Annotated in this window: 18 protein-coding genes, 4 tRNA genes and 1 pseudogene; 17 read left to right on the top strand and 6 right to left on the bottom strand. The window is 61.0% G+C overall.

The window, feature by feature from the left end; all coding sequences use genetic code 11:
- Positions 1-125 precede the first annotated feature (125 nt).
- Entirely contained in the window at positions 126-1,073 is a 948-nt protein-coding gene (gene ispH, locus J3P90_RS22095) for a 4-hydroxy-3-methylbut-2-enyl diphosphate reductase (protein WP_420767641.1), read from the top strand.
- Here the strand turns inward: ispH and J3P90_RS22090 are convergent.
- Positions 1,027-1,566: a GspH/FimT family pseudopilin gene (locus J3P90_RS22090; protein WP_434675399.1), complete on the bottom strand. Its 540-nt coding sequence runs from the start codon at positions 1,564-1,566 to the stop codon at positions 1,027-1,029. The two genes, ispH and J3P90_RS22090, sit on opposite strands and share 47 nt — an antisense overlap.
- Before the next feature lie 141 nt (positions 1,567-1,707).
- Between J3P90_RS22090 and J3P90_RS22085 the strand changes: the two genes are divergently transcribed.
- The 7 genes from J3P90_RS22085 to thiO are packed head-to-tail and all read left to right on the top strand — an operon-like array spanning position 1,708 to position 8,491.
- On the top strand, positions 1,708-2,181 hold the full coding sequence (locus tag J3P90_RS22085) for a GspH/FimT family pseudopilin (protein WP_420767639.1): 474 nt from the start codon (positions 1,708-1,710) through the stop codon (positions 2,179-2,181).
- The gene (pilV, locus tag J3P90_RS22080; RefSeq protein WP_434609489.1) at positions 2,178-2,639 is read left to right on the top strand and encodes a type IV pilus modification protein PilV; all 462 of its coding nucleotides are present in this window, start codon (positions 2,178-2,180) and stop codon (positions 2,637-2,639) included. Before J3P90_RS22085 ends, pilV begins: the two co-directional genes overlap by 4 nt.
- The gene (locus tag J3P90_RS22075) at positions 2,636-3,349 is read left to right on the top strand and encodes a PilW family protein (protein WP_434675398.1); all 714 of its coding nucleotides are present in this window, start codon (positions 2,636-2,638) and stop codon (positions 3,347-3,349) included. Before pilV ends, J3P90_RS22075 begins: the two co-directional genes overlap by 4 nt.
- Positions 3,346-3,840 (top strand): pilus assembly PilX family protein, encoded by a 495-nt coding sequence (locus J3P90_RS22070; RefSeq protein WP_420767636.1) that lies wholly within the window; start codon positions 3,346-3,348, stop codon positions 3,838-3,840. Before J3P90_RS22075 ends, J3P90_RS22070 begins: the two co-directional genes overlap by 4 nt.
- Positions 3,827-6,919, top strand: a complete 3,093-nt coding sequence (locus J3P90_RS22065; protein WP_434675397.1) for a pilus assembly protein — start codon at positions 3,827-3,829, stop codon at positions 6,917-6,919. Before J3P90_RS22070 ends, J3P90_RS22065 begins: the two co-directional genes overlap by 14 nt.
- Before the next feature lie 10 nt (positions 6,920-6,929).
- On the top strand, positions 6,930-7,334 hold the full coding sequence (locus tag J3P90_RS22060) for a type IV pilin protein (protein ID WP_420767634.1): 405 nt from the start codon (positions 6,930-6,932) through the stop codon (positions 7,332-7,334).
- A 56-nt stretch (positions 7,335-7,390) separates the two neighbouring features.
- On the top strand, positions 7,391-8,491 hold the full coding sequence (gene thiO / locus J3P90_RS22055; RefSeq protein WP_434609494.1) for a glycine oxidase ThiO: 1,101 nt from the start codon (positions 7,391-7,393) through the stop codon (positions 8,489-8,491).
- A 513-nt stretch (positions 8,492-9,004) separates the two neighbouring features.
- Here thiO and J3P90_RS22050 read toward each other — a convergent pair.
- The 4 genes from J3P90_RS22050 to J3P90_RS22035 form a co-directional block, all read right to left on the bottom strand.
- Positions 9,005-10,282: a sigma-54-dependent transcriptional regulator gene (locus J3P90_RS22050; protein WP_434611518.1), complete on the bottom strand. Its 1,278-nt coding sequence runs from the start codon at positions 10,280-10,282 to the stop codon at positions 9,005-9,007.
- 65 nt (positions 10,283-10,347) lie between these two features.
- Positions 10,348-11,937 carry a two-component system sensor histidine kinase NtrB gene (locus J3P90_RS22045; RefSeq protein ID WP_434562248.1) on the bottom strand — a complete coding sequence of 530 codons (1,590 nt, stop codon included), beginning with the start codon at positions 11,935-11,937 and terminating at the stop codon, positions 10,348-10,350.
- On the bottom strand, positions 11,927-12,160 hold the full coding sequence (locus J3P90_RS22040) for a PP0621 family protein (RefSeq protein ID WP_420767629.1): 234 nt from the start codon (positions 12,158-12,160) through the stop codon (positions 11,927-11,929). Before J3P90_RS22040 ends, J3P90_RS22045 begins: the two co-directional genes overlap by 11 nt.
- A 122-nt stretch (positions 12,161-12,282) precedes the next feature.
- Positions 12,283-13,299 (bottom strand): outer membrane protein assembly factor BamD, encoded by a 1,017-nt coding sequence (locus J3P90_RS22035; RefSeq protein ID WP_420767628.1) that lies wholly within the window; start codon positions 13,297-13,299, stop codon positions 12,283-12,285.
- A gap of 150 nt (positions 13,300-13,449) precedes the next feature.
- Between J3P90_RS22035 and rluD the strand changes: the two genes are divergently transcribed.
- From rluD to J3P90_RS21990, 9 genes and pseudogenes are all read left to right on the top strand, one after another.
- Entirely contained in the window at positions 13,450-14,412 is a 963-nt protein-coding gene (rluD, locus tag J3P90_RS22030; protein WP_420767627.1) for a 23S rRNA pseudouridine(1911/1915/1917) synthase RluD, read from the top strand.
- Positions 14,409-15,134, top strand: coding sequence for a peptidoglycan editing factor PgeF (gene pgeF, locus J3P90_RS22025; protein ID WP_434675396.1), 726 nt, complete (start codon positions 14,409-14,411; stop codon positions 15,132-15,134). Before rluD ends, pgeF begins: the two co-directional genes overlap by 4 nt.
- Before the next feature lie 130 nt (positions 15,135-15,264).
- Complete coding sequence (gene clpB / locus J3P90_RS22020; RefSeq protein WP_420767625.1) at positions 15,265-17,829, top strand: ATP-dependent chaperone ClpB; 2,565 nt, start codon at positions 15,265-15,267, stop codon at positions 17,827-17,829.
- A 315-nt stretch (positions 17,830-18,144) separates the two neighbouring features.
- Positions 18,145-18,220: transfer RNA gene (locus tag J3P90_RS22015), tRNA-Asn, on the top strand.
- Between the two features lie 7 nt (positions 18,221-18,227).
- A tRNA-Pro gene (locus J3P90_RS22010) sits at positions 18,228-18,304 on the top strand.
- Positions 18,305-18,309: 5 nt separating this feature from the next.
- Positions 18,310-18,385, top strand: a tRNA-Lys gene (locus J3P90_RS22005).
- 94 nt (positions 18,386-18,479) lie between these two features.
- Positions 18,480-18,556 (top strand) — tRNA-Pro (locus tag J3P90_RS22000).
- Positions 18,557-18,709: 153 nt separating this feature from the next.
- A pseudogene (locus J3P90_RS21995) lies at positions 18,710-19,432 on the top strand (MCP four helix bundle domain-containing protein); the annotation flags it as partial.
- A gap of 24 nt (positions 19,433-19,456) precedes the next feature.
- Entirely contained in the window at positions 19,457-20,335 is an 879-nt protein-coding gene (locus J3P90_RS21990; protein WP_434635655.1) for a methyl-accepting chemotaxis protein, read from the top strand.
- A 60-nt stretch (positions 20,336-20,395) separates the two neighbouring features.
- Here the strand turns inward: J3P90_RS21990 and J3P90_RS21985 are convergent, their stop codons facing one another.
- Positions 20,396-21,694: an NAD(P)/FAD-dependent oxidoreductase gene (locus J3P90_RS21985; RefSeq protein WP_420767624.1), complete on the bottom strand. Its 1,299-nt coding sequence runs from the start codon at positions 21,692-21,694 to the stop codon at positions 20,396-20,398.
- Positions 21,695-21,700: the final 6 nt, after the last annotated feature.

The following is a 21,700-nucleotide window of genomic DNA, read 5'->3' as shown; positions in this document are numbered from 1 at the left end:
CAATTATCGCCCCCACAATACCTGTGGGAGCGAGCCTGCTCGCGAAAGCTGAGTCACAGTCGCCATCGAGTTGACTGGTCCACCGTATCGCGAGCAGGCTCGCTCCCACAGACACGAGGCACAGCATGCAAATCAAACTCGCCAACCCCCGTGGCTTCTGCGCTGGCGTGGACCGGGCGATCGAAATCGTCAACCGCGCCCTGGAAGTCTTCGGGCCTCCGATCTACGTGCGCCATGAAGTGGTGCACAACAAGTTCGTCGTCGAGGACCTGCGCAGTCGCGGGGCCATTTTCGTCGAGGAACTGGACCAGGTGCCGGACGACGTCATCGTGATCTTCAGTGCCCACGGCGTTTCCCAGGCGGTGCGTACCGAAGCCGCCGGTCGCGGCCTGAAGGTGTTCGACGCCACATGCCCATTGGTCACCAAGGTTCACATCGAGGTGGCGCGCTACAGTCGTGACGGTCGCGAATGCATCCTGATCGGGCACGAGGGCCATCCGGAAGTTGAAGGCACCATGGGCCAGTATGACGCCAGCAACGGCGGCGCCATCTATCTGGTCGAGGACGAGGAAGACGTGGCGGCGTTGCAGGTGCGCAATCCTGAAAAGCTCGCTTTCGTCACCCAGACCACTCTGTCCATGGACGACACCAGTCGGGTGATCGATGCCTTGCGTTCGCGCTTTCCGGCTATCGGCGGACCGCGCAAGGATGACATCTGCTACGCGACCCAAAACCGTCAGGACGCGGTCAAGCAACTGGCCAACGAATGCGATGTGGTCCTGGTGGTGGGCAGCCCGAACAGCTCCAACTCCAATCGCTTGCGCGAACTGGCCGAGCGCATGTCCACCCCGGCCTACCTGATCGATGGTGCCGAAGACATGCAGCGCAGCTGGTTCGACGGCGTCGAGCGGATCGGCATCACCGCCGGTGCTTCCGCGCCGGAAGTCCTGGTACGTGGCGTAATCGAGCAGTTGCAGGCCTGGGGCGCCACCGGGGCTGACGAGCTGGCCGGTCGCGAGGAAAACATTACGTTTTCGATGCCGAAGGAACTGCGCGTCCGCTCCCTGCTTTAAGTCCTTTTGCGCACAGGGCCTGTTCGGCTTCGATACTTTCCAGACGGACGCGGCCGGAGGGCGCCAATATCACCTGGTGATGGCTGACCGGTTCGCGCTTGGCGCAGACATGCAGCGTGCCGGCCTGGAAAGAGCCATTGAGGTGCAGCGCTTCCCCCTGGCTGCCGAATCTCACCCTGCGTTTGACCGTCGAGTTGCCGATCACCCGAGCGTGTGCGCTGCGCTCCATCAGCAAGGTTTTCTCCTTGTTGTCCAGCGTGATCCGCCAGCCTTTACCCCAATCGTTGTCTATTCCTTGTATCAGCACCCGGCGGTTGCGCGTGATGGCTTCGCTGCGGGCGCTGCGCAACCCGCTGAGCAGCAACTGCGCCGTATCCTCGCGCTGCATGGATTCGATCAGCTCTTTGCAGCTTGTGCCGGCCCATGGCAGAACAATCGCGGCAATTGTCAGTCCCATGAGCAGTTCGAGCAGGCTGAAGCCTTGTTGGTACATGACGTCTCCTCCCTGGAGAGTATGAAGCGGCGCGATTGGCAGGAAGCATGTTGTGGCGAGGGCGCAAGCTCCCTCGCCACAAGCGGTGGTTTGTTCTAGCGTTGTAGAAGCAGGTATAGCCGACGGCAACGGAGGGCATCGATGGATCTTCGTACAAAAGGTTTCACGCTGATCGAGCTGCTGGTGGCCCTCGGTGTGCTGTTGATCCTGATCACCATGGCGGTGCCGTCGTTCACCGGGTCGCTGCAAAGCAGCAAGGCCGATACCGAGATCGGCGACTTGCGCCGTGCCTTGAACTTCGCGCGAATGGAAGCGATCAATCGTGGCATTACCACGCGAATTCGTCCCACGACGCAGGGTGGAGCCTGGAGTGGTGAGTTGACCGTGTATGACAGCACCGGCAATCCGGCCAATGTATTGCGGGTTGTTCCAGCGATGGGCAGCGGCGTGACTCTGACGCTAACCTCAGATGTGACCAGTATCGATTTCAACAACCTGGGCGGATTATCGGCACCGGCCACGCCGGTGAGTTTCAGTTACGTACGGGGGGCGCAGAGCAGGACGCTCAGTGTTTGCCTCAATGGACGAATTGTATTGGATGGAAGTTGCGGATGAAGGGTTGCAGTAGACGGGCACAGGAGGGCATGACGCTGATCGAGGTGCTGGTGGCGGTGCTGATCCTTGGCGTGGGCCTGTTGGGGGCGGCGATGGTCCAGCTCAATGCGCTCAAGTACACCGACAGCTCGCGCATGACCAGCCAGGCCAGCTTCATCGCCTACGACCTGATGGACCGTATCCGCGCCAATTCAGCCGCCGACTACACCATCACGCCGCCCAGCTCACCCAATCTCAGCGTGGCCCGGGACCAGGACCTGTACGACTTCAAGACCAACATCGTCGCCTTCGGCGGCGCCACGGCCACGGGCACTGTCGCGCTGAATCAGCGGGTCTACACCATCACTGTTTCCTGGGACGATGCCCGGGCCGCCAACACGACAAACACAGCGCAGGCCAGGCGTAGCTTCGTATTGACCAGCCGTGTCGCCGTCGACCCGGTGGCGACGCCACCATGAATAGAAGCAACCGGGGATTCGGCCTGATTGAATTGATGATCGCGCTGGTGATCAGCCTGGTCGTGGTGTTGGGCGTCGTGCAGATTTTCATCTCGGCCAAGAACACCTATGTCAGCCAGAACGCTGCGGCGGTGATGCAGGAGGACGCACGGTTTGCCTTGAGCAAGATGATCCAGGAGATTCGCATGGTGGGCATGTTTGGCTGCCTGGCGACCATCACCGATGCCACCTCGAACAATGATTTCGCCGCCAGCCAGCTCACCCCGATTCGCTGGGACAACGCCAACCGAAGGTTGACCCTGGTGACGGCCGACATCGGCAACAGCGGCGGCACGCCGGCCTGGACGATCATTTCCGACTGCCGTAACACGGCGACCGCCTACACCGGGGCGCGATTACCGGCGAGCGGGCAATTGGCTTTTCCGATTCGTCGTTTGATCTACGGTTTCAGCAACAATCAACTGCTCCTGGGCAGTGGCCGCGGCAACCCGACCATGGCGGTGCTGGTGGACAACGTGCGGGCGTTCGACGTGACCTTTGGCGTGGCCGACAGTGCGACGGATATCGCGGCCACCAACTACAGCGCCAACCCGACCGACCCGGCGCTGATTCGCAGCGTGCGCTTGACACTGACGCTGTTCGATCCGAGGAACAGCGTGCGCGACCAGACCTTCAACGTGGTTGCCGCCTTGCGCAACCGGCTGCCATGAGGGAGCGACCGATGACTTCGACAGGCCTCGGACATCGCCAGCGCGGCATGGCATTGCTGGTCAGCCTGGTTTTTTTGCTGCTATTGACGCTGATCGGCCTGTCGTCGATGCAGAGCGCCACGCTTCAGGAAAAAATGACCGGCAGCGTCATGCAGCGCAACCAGTCGTTCCAACTGGCCGAGGCTGCGCTGAGGGTGGGGGAAAGCGCTGTGCAGGTCGAGACGTATTCATTGCCGGTCTGTAGCACCCCGGCACAATGTGCTCCACCGGCCGAGTCGGCGACGGTGACAGGGGCGGGGCGTAATTCGTCGTCGGGGGTGCTCTGGGTGGCCGCCGCGGGCGGCTTTTATGGCGTGCAGAATATCGGCACGACCCTTGCGGCAGTCAACGTGCCGGTCAATACCTCGGCGACGTTGTATCGGATCACTGCGGTGGCTGTAGTGGGCAACAATCAGCGCAGCGTGGTGGAGAGCATCTATGCGAAGTATTAGGGCGCTGCTCGGTTCGTTGTGGGGGGCGTTGCTCAGCCTTTACCTGGCGGCGCCGGTCTATGGCTTCACGCCTTCGGAGTCGCCACTGTTGAGCGCGGCGGCGGTGACGCCCAACGTGATGCTGCTGATCGATGATTCCGGGAGCATGAACAACATCATCTGGGCCGCCGGCTTTGATCCGGCGGCGACGCAGACGCGCACCTTTGCATGTAACGCCAGTAACAACTGCAACGACAGGTATGAGCTGGATCAGGACGATTCGAACGTTCTGTTGGTGAGCCTGTTGCGGGGCGGCTGCTTGTCTGGCTGGTACGGCTTCTATCGGACCGGCATCGGGCGAATCTGCCTGCGACTGCCAGATCCGGTGGGCGGGGGTAATACCCGTTACGCGGGGAAGTACCTGGCCTATCTGGTAACCCTGGCCAACGGTGCCAGCCGGGACTTCACCACGGGGACGATTCCCAACGATTATCGCATCAACGTTGCACGGGATGTCTCGACCGACCTGGTCGCCAACAACCGCGCCCTGCGCATTGGCCTTGCCACCTTCAACCCGCCCAACAGCAGCAACTCCGGCCCGGGCGGCTACATTGCCCGGGCCATCAGCGATCTTTCTTCAGTCAGTGGCAGCGTGACCCAGGCCCAGGCCAACAATAACTACAGCGCCTTGATCAACGCCATCAACGGCTTGGGCGCCGTTGCCAACACGCCTTTGGCCGAAAGTTATTACGAAGTCACCCGCTATTTCCGAGGCATGGCGCCGTATTACAACGGTACACCCAGCACCTATACCAGCCCGATCCAATACCGATGCCAGAAGAACTTTGGCGTGGTGATCACGGATGGCCTGCCCACCTATGACCGCACGTTTCCAACCAACGACTCCCTAGGGGGCAACCGCTTGCCGAACTGGGATGGCATCAGTGCCAACGATGGTGCCAGCTCCAGCGGCGATGCGGAGGGCGACACGCTTTATCTGGATGACATCGCCAAGTTCGCCTTCGACATTGACATGCGCACCACAGGCACCGATGTCACGGGCAAGAGCTGGGATGGGGCCGAGTTTCGCCGGCAGTACCTCAACACTTATACCGTAGGGTTTGCCGTTACTAACCAGATGCTTTCCGACGCCGCTCGCTATGGTGCGGGCAAATATTATCCGGCCACCGACAGCGAGGGCTTGAACTCGGCGCTGTCATCGGCCCTCAGCGACATCACCTCCAAGGCCGGTTCGGGAGGCGGCGGCACCAGCAATGGCGCCACGCTCTCAAGCACCTCCAGTTACTACCAGACCACCTATGACCCCAGGGATTGGCGCGGGACCATAAAGGCGTTCGGTTTCAACTCCACCGGGACGGTCAACACGGCGGCGGTTCAATGGACCACCGACACCGCTATCGTGCCCGGCGCCACGGCGCCGATCTATCAGTCCTGGAACACCGCCACCAACGTGGCGGTAACCCTGGCCTACGGGAACTTCTCCCCGGCTCAGCAGACCAGCCTGAGCCAGGGCCTGCCTATAGGGGTCACCGGCAACGATTTGGTGGAATGGAGCAAGGGCATCAACAAGACCGGGCTGAAAGCGCGCAGCGCCTTGCTCGGGGACATCATCAATTCACCGCTGCTGCTGGCTTCGCCCAACGACCAGACCGCCTCCGACCTGGTGAATGACACCAGCTACAGCGCCTACCTGACGACCAAGGCGGCGAACATGAACGCCAGCCTGGTGGTGAACGCCAACGATGGTTTCTTCAGCGTCATCAACAGTACGAACGGCACCCGGCGTTACGCTTACATGCCATCGAGCGTCCTGCCGTCGTTGCAGCTCATCGCCGACCCCAGCTACGTCAACGGCGTAAGCCACAAATTCCTGGTGGATGGGCAGCTCGGCGTTTTTGATGCACAACTGGGCTCCGTCTGGAAAACCCTTGCCCTGGGCGGAACCGGCGCGGGTGGCCGGGCGTTTTATGCGGTGCAACTGTTCGATGCATCGGCGGGCAACGCGATTCGGGCGTTGTGGGAAATCAGCGCGCCGACGGTCGCCAACACAGCGCACCCCTTCAATGACCTGGGCTACGCCTACGCACGCCCCGAAGTGGCGCGGTTGGCGGATGGCCGTTGGGCCGCGTTTATCTCCAATGGTTACGGCAGCAACACCGGTGTGGCCGCGCTGTACGTGGTGGATATTCGCGACGGTTCGCTGATCCGGAAAATCATCGTCAACAGCAGCGAAACCAATAACGGGCTGTCGTCGGTCAAGCTTCGGGTCAATTCCCAGAATGTGGTTCAGGCCGCCTATGGCGGTGACCTGAGAGGGCGGATGTGGAAGTTCGACCTCAGTGGTACCTCACCGAACACCTGGGGCCTGGCATTCGCCGGTCAGCCATTGTTCACCGCCCCCGGCGGGACGACCCAGCCGATTACCGCCCAACCTTTGCTGGCGGAAAACCCCCAGGGCGGCATTCAGGTGTTTTTCGGCACGGGCAAATTCAACGAGTCCGTGGACAAGCTCAACAAGGATCTGCAGGGGTTCTATTCAATCTGGGACGCCACTGGCGGCACGGGGCAGATCACCGTCTCGAGCCTGCAAGCCCAGTCAATCACGGGTATCTTTTCCGGCGCTACGGGGCAGTTCATAACGACCAGCGAGACCGACGTGGCCTATCCCACGAAGAAAGGCTGGTATCTGCCGCTGACATACAACAATGCGCTCACCGGCGAGCGTGTCATCAATCCGGCCAACCTGGTACTTGGTCGCGTTGTTTTCACCACGGCCGCCGTGGACACCACCGACCCATGCGCCAGCTTCGGTACCGGCAAATTGATCGAAGTGGATGCGTTCAACGGTAAGATGCTCAACTATGCGGTACTCGATACCAATAACGATGGTTCGCTCAACAGCCTCGACACGATTTCCGCCGGCGTGGTGTTCACGGGCGGGATCCCGACCCTAAGCGCGGTGGTCAGTGCCAACGGGGCTACTAATATGATCGTGAACGATTCCGGTGGTGGTATCACCGATCTGCTGGGCAAAGCCGTCGGCGGCAGCCGCCGCATCATGTGGCGACAAATACAGTGAGAGGCAAGGCATGCACAGATCCAACCGAGGTTTTACCTTGATCGAAATCATGATTGTCATCGCGATCATCGGTATCGTGATCACCATCGGCTATCCGAGCCTGACCGAATACATTAAAAAGGCCCGGCGTACCGAGATTGCCTCGCTGTTGTCGGAGCAGGCGCAGATCCTCGAGCGTCACTACTCGAAGAACAACGTCTATTCCAACGCGACCGGCCTGAGCACTGGGAATGACTTCTACACCATTATCCCTACGACCTTGACGGACCAGACCTTCACGTTGACGGCCGCGCGCAGGAGCGGCTCGTCCATGGCCGCGGACAAGTGCGGTGATTTCACGATCAACAACACGGGCAAGCGGGACATCGCGAACGCCGCTGCCGGGGTGACCGTCAAGGACTGTTGGGGCCGCTGAGTTTTCTATTGATGGGCGCGGCGTTGCGCCCTTTGTCTAATGAGTCGAAACAGAACATGACCAGGCAACAGCAAGTGGTGATCGTCGGCGGTGGGGTGATTGGCCTGCTGACCGCATTCAATCTGGCCTGCGAGGGGCAGCGCGTCGTGCTGCTGGATCGCTCCGGCGTTGGGCAGGAGTCATCCTGGGCGGGTGGCGGTATCGTTTCGCCGTTGTACCCGTGGCGTTATAGCCCGGCGGTCACCGCGCTGGCCCATTGGTCACAGGATTTTTATCCACAGCTGGGCGAGCGCTTGTTTGCCGCCACCGGGATTGATCCACAGGTGCATGTCACCGGGCTGTATTGGCTGGACCTCGATGACCAGGACGAAGCGCTGGCCTGGGCCGAGCGGGAAGGGCGTCCGTTGCGCGCCGTGGATATCTCGGCGGTTCACGACGCCGTGCCGGTGCTGGGCTCAGGGTTTTCCCGGGCGATCTACATGGCCGACGTGGCTAACGTGCGTAATCCCCGGCTGGTGAAATCCCTCAAGGCCGCGTTGGCAGCGCTGCCCAACGTCACGCTCCATGAGTACTGCGAAGTCCGGGGATTCATACGCGACGGTGAGCGCGTGGTGGGAGTGGACAGCTCGGCTGGAGCGATTCGCGGCGATCAAGTGGTATTGGCGGCTGGCGCCTGGAGTGGCGAGCTGCTCAAGACATTGGGCTTGAAGTTACCGGTCGAACCGGTGAAGGGGCAGATGATCCTGTACAAATGCGCGGAGGATTTTTTGTCGAGCATGGTCCTGGCCAAGGGGCGCTACGCGATTCCACGTCGTGATGGGCACATCTTGGTTGGAAGTACGCTGGAGCGTGAGGGCTTTGACAAGACGCCGACCGATGCCGCGCTGGAGAGTCTCAAGGCTTCGGCGGTGGCGCTTATTCCTGAGCTTGCCGATGCCGAGGTGGTTGGGCACTGGGCGGGGTTGCGACCTGGGTCGCCGAAAGGGATTCCCTATATTGGCGAAGTGCCAGGGTTTGCGGGGCTTTGGTTGAACTGTGGGCATTATCGCAATGGGCTGGTGCTGGCGCCGGCTTCGTGTCGGTTGTTTGTGGATTTGATGTTGGGGCGCGAGCCGGTGGTTGATCCTGTGCCTTATGCGCCGGCTGGGCGGTTGTAGTTGTGGTGGTGTACATATCCGTTGCTGCGGTAACGGCCGCTGGCGGTTCCGCCCTTACGGCGGCTCACTTTTTTTCAGACGCCAAAAAAAGTAAGCAAAAAAGGCTTCGCCCCACCACTCGGCACCTCGCCTAGGCGAGGTGCCGAGTGGTGGGGCAAAGCGCTTTTGGTTACTTTTGGCGCTCTTCCAAAAGTGACCCGCTGTAAGAGCGGAACCGCCCGTGGTCGTTACCGCAGAAACGGATATACACACCAGCGATGGAGGCCTAAACAACCGGCCAAAATTTGTGGGAGTGGTCGGACAGCGTCCTCAATCAAGCCGAATTATCCGACAAGGTCTGGCGGTTGCCGGATGGGAAGAACTCTCGCTAACCTATTCCCGTCGCTGCCAATTCAGCGTCCGGGCGTCGCGGCCCGCTAACTTGGTAATCCATTCCTCTTTGGAGTACCGCAATGTATGACAAGCCTTCTTCACTCCCTCGCCACGGGATGAGCATGAACCCCAAGCTTTGAGCTAATCCAACCCCAACTTCTTCAACCGATATCGCATCGACCGAAACGACAACTTCAATCGTTGTGCCGCCGCCGTGCGATTCCAGCGGGTTTCCTCCAGCGCCTGGAGGATGACCTTGCGTTCAACGTCTTCGAGGTAGTCTTCCAGGTTGTCGACCCGCACCAGGTCGGCATTGGCCACGTCGCCACCCGCGTAGCTCTCGGCAAGGCGCAGGTCATCGGCCTCGATCTGATGGTGTTCGCAAAGGGTATAGGCCCTTTCCAGCATGTTTTCCAATTCCCGCACGTTGCCCGGAAAACGATAGTTGCGCAGAGCCTCGAGTGCTTGTGGGTGCAGCTTCGCCACAGGGTTGCCAGTGCTGGCGGCCAGGCGCTGGAGCATGTGGTTGGCCAGCGGTTCGATGTCTTCACGGCGTTCGCGCAGGGGCGGGACGCGCAGTTCGATGACGTTCAGTCGGTAGTACAAATCCTGGCGAAAGCGCCCGGCGGCGACTTCAGCGTCCAGGTCTTTATGGGTGGCACAGAGGATTCGTACGTCCACCACTTCTTCCTGCTGGCCTCCGACGGCGCGAACGGCTTTCTCCTGGATGGCGCGCAAGAGTTTGACCTGCATCGCCAGCGGCAGGTCGGCCACTTCATCGAGGAACAGCGTTCCGCCGTGCGCGGCCTGGAACAGTCCGGGTTTGTCTTCGATGGCGCCGGTAAAGCTGCCTTTTCGATGGCCGAAAAACTCGCTTTCCATTAGCTCATTGGGAATCGCCCCACAATTGACAGGCACGAAGTGCTGACTGGCACGGGGCCCTTGCTCGTGGATCAGGCGGGCGACCAGTTCCTTGCCGCAACCCGATTCGCCGCTGATGTACACCGGCGCCTGGCTGCGGGCCAGTTTTTCGATGTGCTTGCGCACGCTGCGCATCGGTGGCGAGTCGCCCAATAGACAGCGTTCGACGGTGGCGGCGGGCGGGATGCCGGCTGAAAGGCGCAGGGCGCTGCCGACCAGTTCCCGCAGGCGAGTCAGGTCCACGGGCTTGGTCAGGAAATCGAAGGCGCCGGCCTTGAGGGCGTCGATGGCGACGTCCAGGCTGCCGTAGGCGGTGATCATCGCCACGGGCAGTTGGGGATAACGTTGCTGGATATGTTTCACAAGTTCCAGGCCGGTGCCATCGGGCAGGCGCATGTCGGTCAGGCACAGGTCGAAGGCTTCGCCCGCCAGGGCGGATTGCGCCTCGGCCAGGTTCTTGGCGCTGCGGGTGTCGAGTTTCATCCTTCCCAGGGTCATTTCCAGGAGTTCGCGGATGTCCGGCTCGTCATCGACGACCAGGATTCGTTGCCGTGAGCGTGTATTCAAATCTGTTTCCGTCCGTGAGCAAAGGTGATGCGAAAGCAGCCGCCGCCTTGGCGTGGTTTGAAGTCTAGGCGGGCCTGGTTGCTTTCGCACAGCTCACGGGACAGATAGAGCCCAAGGCCAGTGCCCTGGTTGCTGGTGGTGAAGAACGGTTCGAACAGGTGTGTCTGCTGGTCAGGTGTCACGCCGGGGCCGTTGTCGCGGATGTCCAGTGTCGCCAGTTGACTGCGGGGATCGATGAATAGCTCCAGCCACGCCTCGGCCTGTTCATGGGCCATTGCGCTGTGGCGCCAGGCGTTGCGCAGCAGGTTATCCAGCACCTGGGCCAGCTGGCCGGGGTCCATCAGGGTGATGTAGTCGCCTGGAGCGATGTCCAGGTGCAACTGTTGGTGTTGCGCGGCGCTTTCCCTGGCCTGTTGGACGAATTGCTCCAACCAGGTGCGTAGATCCAGGCGTTGGGGCGCGGTTTGCTGGCGGCGTGACAGCTGCAGGACATTCTCGATGACGCGATTCATACGTTGGGAGTGATCTTGAATAATCTGCGTCAGACGCCGGTCCGCGTCGTTCAGTTCCTCGGACTCGCGCAGCAATTGCGCAGCGTGGCTGATCGCTCCCAGCGGGTTGCGGATTTCATGGGCGATACCGGCGGTGAGGCGACCGAGGGAAGCCAACTTCAGTTGCTGGGCGTGTTGCGCCACCTGGGCCAGATCTTCGAGAAATACCAGGATCTGCTGCTGATCCTGCGATCCCAGGGCGATAAAGCTTGGCTGCAACGTCAGGCCGCTGCCGCTGATGGTCAGGCTTTGCGGCCGCAGGCTGGGGTTGTTCAGCCATAGTTGCAGTCGTTCGACCAGGGCGCTCGATGAATCGTCGATTCGCTGGCCGATCAGGTCATGCATGCCCAGCAGGTTCAAGGCGCTTTCATTGGCCAGTTGGACCCTGCGTTGACGATCCAGGACCAGGATGCCGGTGCGCATGCGTTGCAGGATCAATGCGTTGAGCGCTTCGAGGCTGAGCACTTCGCTTGCCCTTTGCTCGGCGAGGATCTCGCTCGCTTCCAGTCGTCGGGTCAGGCGCTGCACGAGCAACGCGGCGGCAAAGCACAAGGCGCCCAGGGTGCCCGCCTGCAAATAACTGCTGGGCCGGCTCGAATCGCTGAGGCCGAGCACGAAAGTCGAGCCGACGATTCCGAGGGTGGCCACGGCGGCGAGCAGAAGGCCGATTCGGCCGCGCAGCAAGGTATTGCCGATCGCCACCGACACAATGATCAGGTTGCCGATGGCGCTGGGGGCGCCGCCCGCGACGAAGAACAGCCACGACAGCAGCAATATGTCGGTCAATGCCAGGCCAAACAGTCGCGCGGGGTGGCGAGTGTTCTCCAGGAACACTACCAGCAGGATGTTCAATATCAGGTATAACCAACTGCCACTGCGTAGCAGGTCGTCGTTGGCGAACTCCAGCAGGCGGTTGTCCATGTTGCTGGAGATCAACAGCACCAGGGTGATGCCGATGCTGAGGCGGTACAGGTGATAAAGGCGCAGCAGGCGCTGCGCCTGTTTGACGCGAGGGCGTTCGTCCTTAGCGATCACGAGTGCCCGGGCCTTGCTCGAGATGAGCCTGGCTGCAGTACCATTGTTGCTGGAGCTCCAGCGCCCGGTCCCGTGGCAAGTGAACGCCGCAATGGGCGCAGCGAACCATCGGCGGCGCGTCCTGCTCCCGGGGCGAGTTGGACGCGGAGGAGGCACCCTTGAACTTGCGCCACAGCCATATCGCGGCGGCAATCAGTACGATCCAGAACAATAGACGAAGCATGGTGGGCGACTTTTTGGCTAGAGATCAGGCAGTTTAGCCAAGGACAGGAACGGCGCACAGCGCAATAAAACCCAGGCACAAAAAAGGAGACTCGCGAGTCTCCTTTTTCATCGGGCCGTGTGTCAGTCGAACAGGCCGAAGGTCATGTAGCTGAACCAGGAGCGGTCGCTGGACTCGCTTTCAGGCTCTGGCTCTTCGATCACGTCGCCATTTTCATCCTTTGGCTTGAGCTCGTTCGGAATGGCTTCCTTGGCATCCTGGAACTGACGCTGTACGTCCTGGTTGGCGCGGGTTTCGCCCGGTGGCAGCGGAGGACGGGACTCGATCAGGCCAAGGGTCGCCTTGCTCAGCCACGAACGGTTGTCGGCTTCGTCGACGCGTGGGGTGAATTGGCCGTCGACCAGGGAAGGGTGGTCGGGGTAGTTCAGCTTCAGGGTTTCCAGGCTGGTGGCCGCAAGTTCGTCCAGGTGCAGGCGCTGGTAGGCTTCGGTCATCACCGCCAGGCCGTCGCCGACCGATGGGGTTTCCTGGAAGTTTTCCACCACGTATCGGCCACGGTTGGCGGCGGCGACGTAGGCCTGGCGAGTCAGGTAGTAATCAGCCACGTGGATTTCGTAGGACGCCAGCAGGTTGCGCAGGTAGATCATGCGCTGCTTGGCGTCGGGCGAATAACGGCTGTTGGGGAAGCGGCTGGTCAGCTGGGCGAACTCGTTGTAGGAGTCGCGCGCGGCGCCCGGGTCACGCTTGGTCATGTCCAGCGGCAGGAAGCGCGCCAGCAGTCCGACGTCCTGGTCGAAGGAGGTCAGGCCCTTGAGGTAGTAAGCGTAATCGACGTTCGGGTGCTGCGGGTGCAGACGAATGAAGCGCTCGGCGGCGGACTTGGCAGCTTCCGGCTCGGCGTTCTTGTAGTTGGCGTAGATCAGCTCCAACTGCGCCTGGTCGGCGTAGCGACCGAACGGATACCGCGACTCCAGCGCCTTCAGCTTGGCGGTGGCGCTGGTGTAGCTGTTGTTATCCAGGTCGTTCTGCGCCTGTTGGTACAGTTCGACTTCGCTCAGGTTTTCGTCTACGACTTCCTTCGACGAGCAAGCAGCAGTCAATGCGAGGATGGCGATCAGCAGCAGGTGTTTCACTTGCATGGCGGCTTGCGTCCCTATGACGGCCGCTGTCTTGGGCGGGGCCGTCCTGTTATGATGAGCGCCCCGTTGAAAGCCTCGGGGCAAAAGACGCCGTATTTAACCACAAGCGCGCAGCCGAAACCAAAGGCTGTGCCGACGCCCAGTCCGAGCATGTCCGATAAAATAGAACTTCGCGCAGAGGTGCCGTCCGAATTGGGCGGCCAACGCCTCGATCAAGTCGCCGCCCAACTCTTCGCCGAGCACTCGCGCTCGCGCCTTTCCGCCTGGATCAAGGACGGCCGCCTGACGGTGGACGGGGCGGTGATCCGCCCGCGCGACATCGTCCATGGCGGTGCCGTCCTCGAGCTGACCGCCGAGCAGGAGGCCCAGGGAGAATGGGTCGCCCAGGACATTGCCCTGGACATCGTCTATGAAGACGACGATATCCTGGTGATCAACAAGCCTGCGGGCCTGGTGGTCCACCCGGCGGCCGGTCATGCCGACGGCACGTTGCTCAACGCCTTGCTGCACCACGTGCCGGGCATCATCAATGTGCCGCGCGCCGGTATCGTCCATCGCCTGGACAAGGACACCACCGGTCTGATGGTGGTCGCCAAGACCATCCAGGCGCAGACGCAACTGGTGACACAGCTGCAAAGCCGGAGCGTCAGCCGCATCTATGAGTGCATCGTGATCGGGGTGGTCACCGCCGGTGGCAAGATCAACGCGCCGATCGGCCGTCACGGCCAGCAGCGCCAGCGCATGGCCGTGATGGAAGGCGGAAAGCAGGCCGTCAGCCACTACCGCGTGCTTGAACGCTTCCGTTCCCACACCCACGTGCGGGTCAAGCTGGAAACCGGCCGGACCCACCAGATCCGTGTGCACATGGCTCACATCAATTTCCCATTGGTGGGCGACCCGGCCTATGGCGGTCGTTTCCGTATTCCACCGGCTGCCAGCCAGACCATGGTGGAATCACTGAAGAATTTCCCTCGACAGGCGCTGCACGCGCGCTTCCTTGAGCTCGATCACCCGACGACCGGCAAGCGCATGAGCTGGGAATCGCCGCTGCCGGATGATTTTGTCTGGCTTTTGACGTTGCTCAAGCAGGACCGCGAGGCGTTCATCGGATGAATGACTGGCTGCTCCCCGACTGGCCCGCGCCAGCCCGGGTCAAAGCCTGCGTCACCACCCGCGAAGGCGGCGTCAGCCTGGCGCCGTTCGACAGCCTCAACCTGGGCGACCATGTCGGCGACGACCCTGCGGACGTCGCTGAAAATCGTCGCCGCCTCACCGACCGATTCGCGATTACTCCAACCTGGCTGCAGCAAGTCCACGGTATTGACGTGGTCGAGGCTGATCCGACCCAGGTGGTTACCGCTGATGCGAGCTGGAGCGCCACGCCGGGTGTCGCTTGCACGGCAATGACGGCCGATTGCCTGCCGGTGTTGTTCTGCAACCGCGCCGCAACCCATGTCGCGGCGGCCCATGCCGGGTGGCGCGGACTGGCGAACGGTGTGCTGGAAGCCACCCTCGATAGCCTTGCCATGCCCGCGGATGAAATCCTTGCCTGGCTCGGCCCGGCCATCGGTCCGCAAGCGTTCGAAGTTGGGCCGGAAGTGCGCGAAGCCTTTATTGCGCAACTGGCCGGCGCAGAGCGAGCCTTCGTACCCAGCCACAACACCGGCAAGTTCCTGGCTGATATCTACGCGCTGGCGCGCCTGCGTCTGGCGGCACGGGGCGTTACCGCCGTGTACGGTGGCGGCTTGTGCACCGTGACCGACCCACGCTTCTTTTCCTATCGCCGCAACGCGCGCACCGGTCGCTTCGCTTCCTTGATCTGGCTCGAACGCTAGACTCTCCTGATCTGTATCAACAGTGCGCTGCTTGAATCTTCCAGAATCGGCCACATCTATAGCGGTATCTGGCAGGTTTCTTCATTCAGGATGTTTCTTAGGTCCGGCCTGCTCAAAAGGAAGGTGACCCATGCGTATTGACCGTTTAACCAGCAAATTACAATTGGCCTTGTCCGACGCCCAGTCCTTGGCCGTCGGGCTGGACCATCCCAGTATCGAACCGGCGCATTTGATGCAGGCCATGCTCGAACAGCAGGGCGGCTCGATCAAGCCGCTGCTGATGCAAGTGGGCTTTGACGTCAACAGCCTGCGCAAGGAACTGGCCAAAGAACTCGACCAGTTGCCCAAGATCCAGAATCCGACCGGTGATGTGAACATGTCCCAGGATCTGGCGCGGCTGCTCAACCAGGCCGACCGCCTGGCCCAGCAGAAGGGCGACCAGTTCATTTCCAGCGAACTGGTGTTGCTCGCCGCGATGGACGAGAACAGCAAGCTTGGCAAGTTGCTGCTCGGTCAGGGCGTGAGCAAGAAAGCCTTGGAAAACGCCATCAACAACCTGCGCGGGGGCGATGCGGTCAACGACCCGAACCACGAGGAAGCGCGCCAAGCCCTGGATAAATACACCGTCGACCTGACCAAGCGCGCCGAAGAAGGCAAGCTCGACCCGGTAATCGGCCGTGACGATGAAATCCGTCGAACCATCCAGGTCCTGCAACGGCGCACGAAGAACAACCCGGTCCTGATCGGTGAGCCCGGCGTGGGTAAGACCGCCATCGCCGAAGGCTTGGCCCAGCGCATCATCAACGGCGAAGTGCCGGACGGGCTGAAGGGCAAGCGCCTGCTGTCTCTGGACATGGGGGCGCTGATCGCTGGCGCCAAGTATCGCGGTGAATTCGAAGAACGGCTCAAGGCCCTGCTCAATGAACTGTCGAAGCAGGAAGGCCAGATCATTCTATTCATCGATGAATTGCACACCATGGTTGGCGCCGGCAAGGGCGAAGGCTCGATGGACGCCGGCAACATGCTCAAGCCTGCGCTGGCCCGTGGTGAGCTGCATTGCGTCGGTGCGACCACGCTCAACGAATACCGCCAATACATCGAGAAAGACGCGGCGCTTGAGCGGCGATTCCAGAAAGTGCTGGTGGATGAGCCCAGCGAAGAAGACACCATCGCCATCTTGCGCGGCCTGAAGGAGCGCTATGAGGTCCACCACAAAGTGGCCATCACCGATGGCGCGATCATCGCGGCGGCCAAGCTCAGCCATCGCTATATCACCGACCGTCAGTTGCCGGACAAGGCCATCGACCTGATCGACGAGGCCGCCAGCCGTATCCGCATGGAAATCGACTCCAAGCCCGAAGTGCTGGATCGGTTGGAGCGACGCTTGATTCAACTCAAGGTCGAGTCCCAGGCGCTGAAAAAAGAAAGCGACGAAGCGGCGAAGAAACGTCTGGAAAGGTTGCAGGAAGAAATCGTTCGTCACGAGCGCGAATATTCCGATCTCGAAGAGATCTGGAATTCGGAAAAAGCTGAAGTCCAGGGTTCGGCTCAGATCCAGCAAAAGATCGAACAATCCCGCCAGGAGCTGGAAGCGGCTCGCCGCAAAGGTGACCTCAACCGCATGGCCGAGCTGCAGTACGGGGTCATCCCGGACCTGGAGCGCAGCCTGCAGATGGTCGACCAACACGGCAAAAGCGAAAACCAGCTGCTGCGCAGCAAGGTCACCGAGGAAGAAATCGCCGAAGTGGTGTCCAAGTGGACCGGCATTCCGGTCTCGAAGATGCTCGAAGGCGAGCGCGACAAGCTGCTGAAGATGGAAAGCCTGTTGCACCAGCGTGTGATCGGCCAGGAAGAGGCGGTGGTGGCGGTGTCCAACGCCGTGCGCCGGTCCCGTGCCGGGTTGTCGGACCCCAACCGTCCGAGCGGCTCGTTCATGTTCCTCGGCCCGACCGGTGTGGGTAAAACCGAGCTGTGCAAGGCGCTGGCCGAGTTCCTCTTCGATACCGAGGAAGCCATGGTGCGCATCGACATGTCCGAATTCATGGAGAAGCACTCCGTGGCCCGCTTGATCGGCGCGCCGCCGGGCTATGTTGGATATGAAGAGGGCGGTTACCTGACCGAGGCCGTGCGTCGCAAGCCGTACTCGGTGATATTGCTCGATGAGGTCGAGAAAGCGCACCCGGATGTCTTTAACATCCTGCTGCAAGTGCTGGAGGACGGTCGCCTGACCGACAGTCATGGGCGCACGGTGGACTTTCGCAACACGGTGATCGTGATGACCTCCAACCTGGGCTCGACGCAGATCCAGGAGCTGGTCGGCGATCGCGAGGCGCAACGTGCCGCAGTGATGGATGCGATCTCTACGCACTTCCGGCCGGAGTTCATCAACCGTGTCGACGAAGTGGTGATCTTCGAGCCGTTGGCCCGGGACCAGATCGCCGGCATCACCGAGATCCAGCTGGGTCGCCTGCGCAGCCGCCTCACCGAGCGCGAGTTGAAGCTGCAACTGAGCGACGAGGCGTTGGACAAGCTGATCGCGGTGGGTTACGACCCGGTCTATGGCGCGCGGCCGCTCAAGCGAGCGATCCAGCGCTGGATCGAAAACCCGTTGGCGCAGTTGATTCTGTCCGGGCGGTTCATGCCGGGCGAAACCGTGACCGGTACCGTGGAAAACGACGAAATCGTCTTCAACTGAAGGCCGGCATCGCCGGATATTGGAATGGCCTTGCCTTGCGAGGCCATTTTTTTCATCAGGCCGTTGAACTCAAAGGAAAAGACTTGTAAAGTGCGCCCCGCAGTACGTCACCCCAAGGGCGACTTCTCTTTGGGAAGGAACCTAAAATAAGTTGCAAATCATTGTCTTGAAAGCAATTTAAGGGGTTGACAGAGGTTACGAAGATTGTAGAATAGCGCGCCTCAGACACACGAACGCAGCGATGCTGAAGGGTAGAAGAGGTTGAAGCTGGCTTCAATGTTGTAGCTTCAAATAGCAGTAACTTGAAATATCAGTTCCGTGATAGCTCAGTCGGTAGAGCAAATGACTGTTAATCATTGGGTCCCAGGTTCGAGTCCTGGTCACGGAGCCATTTCAATCGGGGTATAGCGCAGTCCGGTAGCGCGCCTGCTTTGGGAGCAGGATGTCAGGAGTTCGAATCCCCTTACCCCGACCATATTTGGGTCGTTAGCTCAGTTGGTAGAGCAGTTGGCTTTTAACCAATTGGTCGTAGGTTCGAATCCCACACGACCCACCATTTTTGAAACCAGTTCGCTGGAATCGAATCTTAAGATCAGAGGCCAAAAGCGCTGATCGAGGAAGGCGACTTGCGAAGGTCGCCTTTTTTTTACCGGGGTATAGCGCAGTCCGGTAGCGCGCCTGCTTTGGGAGCAGGATGTCAGGAGTTCGAATCCCCTTACCCCGACCATATTAAGAATCCCCGTATCGAAAGATACGGGGATTTTTTTTGCCTGCGGAAAAGCCGATGGCTTCAAGTCGTCGTACAACCTGCCGATAACCCGCCAACAGGGCAAGCATCGATCGCCCACCTTCAGGCCAACAACAAGAAAAGGCGCCCGACATGTTCCTTCGCCAACTGAATATTGCCCGCCGCGCCGCGCTGGGTTTTGCCTTGATCGCCGTCCTGGTGGCGCTGCTCGGGGTCTTTGCGCTGGGACAGATGTCGAGCATTCGCGACAGTGAGGTCGCGGTGGAAACCCAGTGGTTGCCCAGCATCCGTGGCGGAGACGAGATCCGTGAATTGATGCTGCGCATTCGCACCATTTCCCTGCGCATGGCCTTGGACCAGGACCCGAAAAACATTGCGGTGTATCGCGGCCAGATGGATACCCGCGATAAAGAACTGAGCGAAAAAATCGCCAGTTACGACAAATTGGTCGTCACGCCGGAAGGCAAGGCGCTTTACGACCAGTTCAAACAGACTTTCGCCGCCTATCGCTCGGGTATCGCCCAGTCGTTTACCTTGGCGAAGCAGGGGCGTCGGGATGAGCTGATCAAGCTGTTGCTGGTGGACATGAAAACCGTGGTGGACGGTTCGGGCAAACAGCTCAATGATCTGGCGGAATTATTCTCCAAGCAGGTGTCGATCGAGAGCCAGAAGTCCCAGGAGCACTACGTCAATTCCCGCATGATCGTCAGCCTGTTCATTGTGCTTGCCGCCCTGGCTACGGTGGCCCTGGCCATGTTGCTCACGCGCAGCATCGTCAAGCCCCTGGGCGAGGCGCTGAATGCTGCGCAGAGCATAGCCCGGGGTGACCTGACCCGGCCGATCGAGACCCATGGCAACGATGAAGTCAGCCGTTTGCTCATGGCGCTGGCGGCCATGCAGCAGAATCTGCGTGAGACGTTGCAGGGCATCAGCGGCTCGGCCGCGCAACTGGCCACGGCAGCCGATGAGCTGAACGCCGTCACGCTCGACAGTACCCACAGCCTGCAGCAGCAGAACAACGAAATTGAACAGGCTGCCACTGCCGTCACCGAGATGACCACCGCCGTGGAGGAAGTCGCGCGCAACGCCGTTTCAACCTCCGACGCCACCCGCCAATCCAGCGAATCGGCGACGTTGGGGCAGGAGCGGGTCAGCGACACCGTCGACGCCATCAGCGCGCTCGCCAACGATGTTCAGGTTACCGGCGGCCTGGTGCAGTCACTGGCCAGCCAATCCCAGGATATCGGCAAAGTGCTGGATGTGATTCGGGCCATTGCCGAGCAGACCAACTTGCTGGCCCTTAACGCGGCCATTGAAGCGGCCCGGGCGGGAGAGAGCGGGCGGGGGTTTGCGGTGGTTGCCGACGAGGTGCGGGCGCTGGCGTATCGCACGCAGCAATCGACCCAGGAGATCGAGCAGATGGTCCAGGGCATGCGCAGCGGTGCCACCCAGGCGCTGGATTCCATGCAAGCCAGTTCCAGCCGTGCGGCGAGCACCCTCGCGATGGCGGAGCGGGCAGGGGAAGCGCTGCAAACCATTACGGCATCGGTCAGCGAGATCCATGAGCGCAACCTGGTCATCGCCAGTGCCGCCGAAGAACAGGCGCAAGTGGCTCGCGAGGTTGATCGCAACCTGGTGAATATTCGCGATTTGTCCGTGCGCTCGGCTTCCGGCGCGGATCAGACCAGTGCCTCCAGCCATGAATTGTCGCAGCTTGCAAACTCGCTGCGCACGATGGTGCAGCGGTTTCAGGTTTGATTGACGACTAAGTGCTGGACGGGCGGTGTTCCCACGCGAAGCGTGGGAACGATCGTCATGTCAGTGCAGTTTCAACCGTGGCTCGGTCCCACGCCCGATCTTGCTACCCAGCATCAGCATCGCGGTACGGAACATCCCGTACAGCGCCATCTGGTGCATGCGGTACAACGACACATAGAACATCCGCGCCAGCCAGCCTTCAAGCATCACGCTGCCGGTCAGGTTGCCCATCAGGTTACCCACCGCCGAAAAGCGCGACAGCGAGATCAGCGAGCCGTAGTCAGTGTATTTGTATTCAGGCAAGGCCTTGCCCTCGATCCGCAACTTCAGCGATTTAGCCAGCAGCGAGGCTTGCTGATGCGCTGCCTGGGCGCGGGGTGGGACGTTGCGGTCGCTGTCCGGTTGCGGGCAGGCGGCGCAGTCGCCGAAGGCAAAGATGTTGTCGTCGCGAGTGGTCTGGAGTGTCGGCAGCACCTGCAGCTGGTTGATCCGGTTGGTCTCCAGTCCGTCGATGTCCTTGAGGAATTCTGGCGCGCGGATCCCGGCGGCCCAGACTTTCAGGCTCGCGTCGATCACTTTGCCGTCCGCCGTAATCAAGCTGTCGGCAGTCACCTGGCTGACGGAGGCGTTGGTCATGACATTCACCCCAAGTTTTTCCAGGGTTTTGTGCACTGGCCCGCCGATCCGCTCTGGCAGTGCCGGCAAGACCCGTGGGCCCGCCTCGATCAGGGTGATGTGCATGTTCTCCGGTTTGATCCGGTCCAGGCCGTAGGCATGCAGTTCGTGGGCGGCGTTGTGCAGCTCGGCCGCCAGTTCAACGCCGGTCGCACCGGCGCCGACGATCGCAACGCTGATGCGCTCGATGGTATCGGTCTGCCCGGCGTGAGCGCGCAGGTAGTGGTGAAGCAACTGCTGGTGGAAGCGCTCGGCCTGCTTGCGGGTATCGAGGAACAGGCAATGCTGCGCCGCGCCCTCGGTGCCGAAATCGTTGGTGGTGCTGCCCACCGCAATCACCAGCGTGTCGTAGCCCAGCTCCCGGGCTGGCAACAGCTCGACGCCCGCCTCGTCATAGGTGGCGGCCAGTTGGATTCTCTTGTTCTCGCGATCCAGGCCGCTCATGCGCCCGAGCTGGAACTCGAAGTGGTTCCATTTCGCCTGGGCCACATAGTTGAGTTCGTCTTCGGAGGAGTTGAGGGAGCCGGCCGCTACTTCGTGGAGCAACGGTTTCCAGATGTGGGTCAGGTTCGCGTCGACCAGCATCACACTGGCCGTGCCACGCTTGCCCAGGGTCTTACCCAGACGGGTAGCCAACTCCAGACCGCCGGCGCCGCCGCCAACGATGACAATACGATGAGTCATGGGGAT

The organism is Pseudomonas sp. D3-10 (assembly GCF_051132175.1).
Lineage (GTDB): Bacteria > Pseudomonadota > Gammaproteobacteria > Pseudomonadales > Pseudomonadaceae > Aquipseudomonas.
The sequence above is the reverse complement of the archived record's forward strand: the minus strand, read 5'-3'. Positions and strand labels throughout refer to the sequence as shown.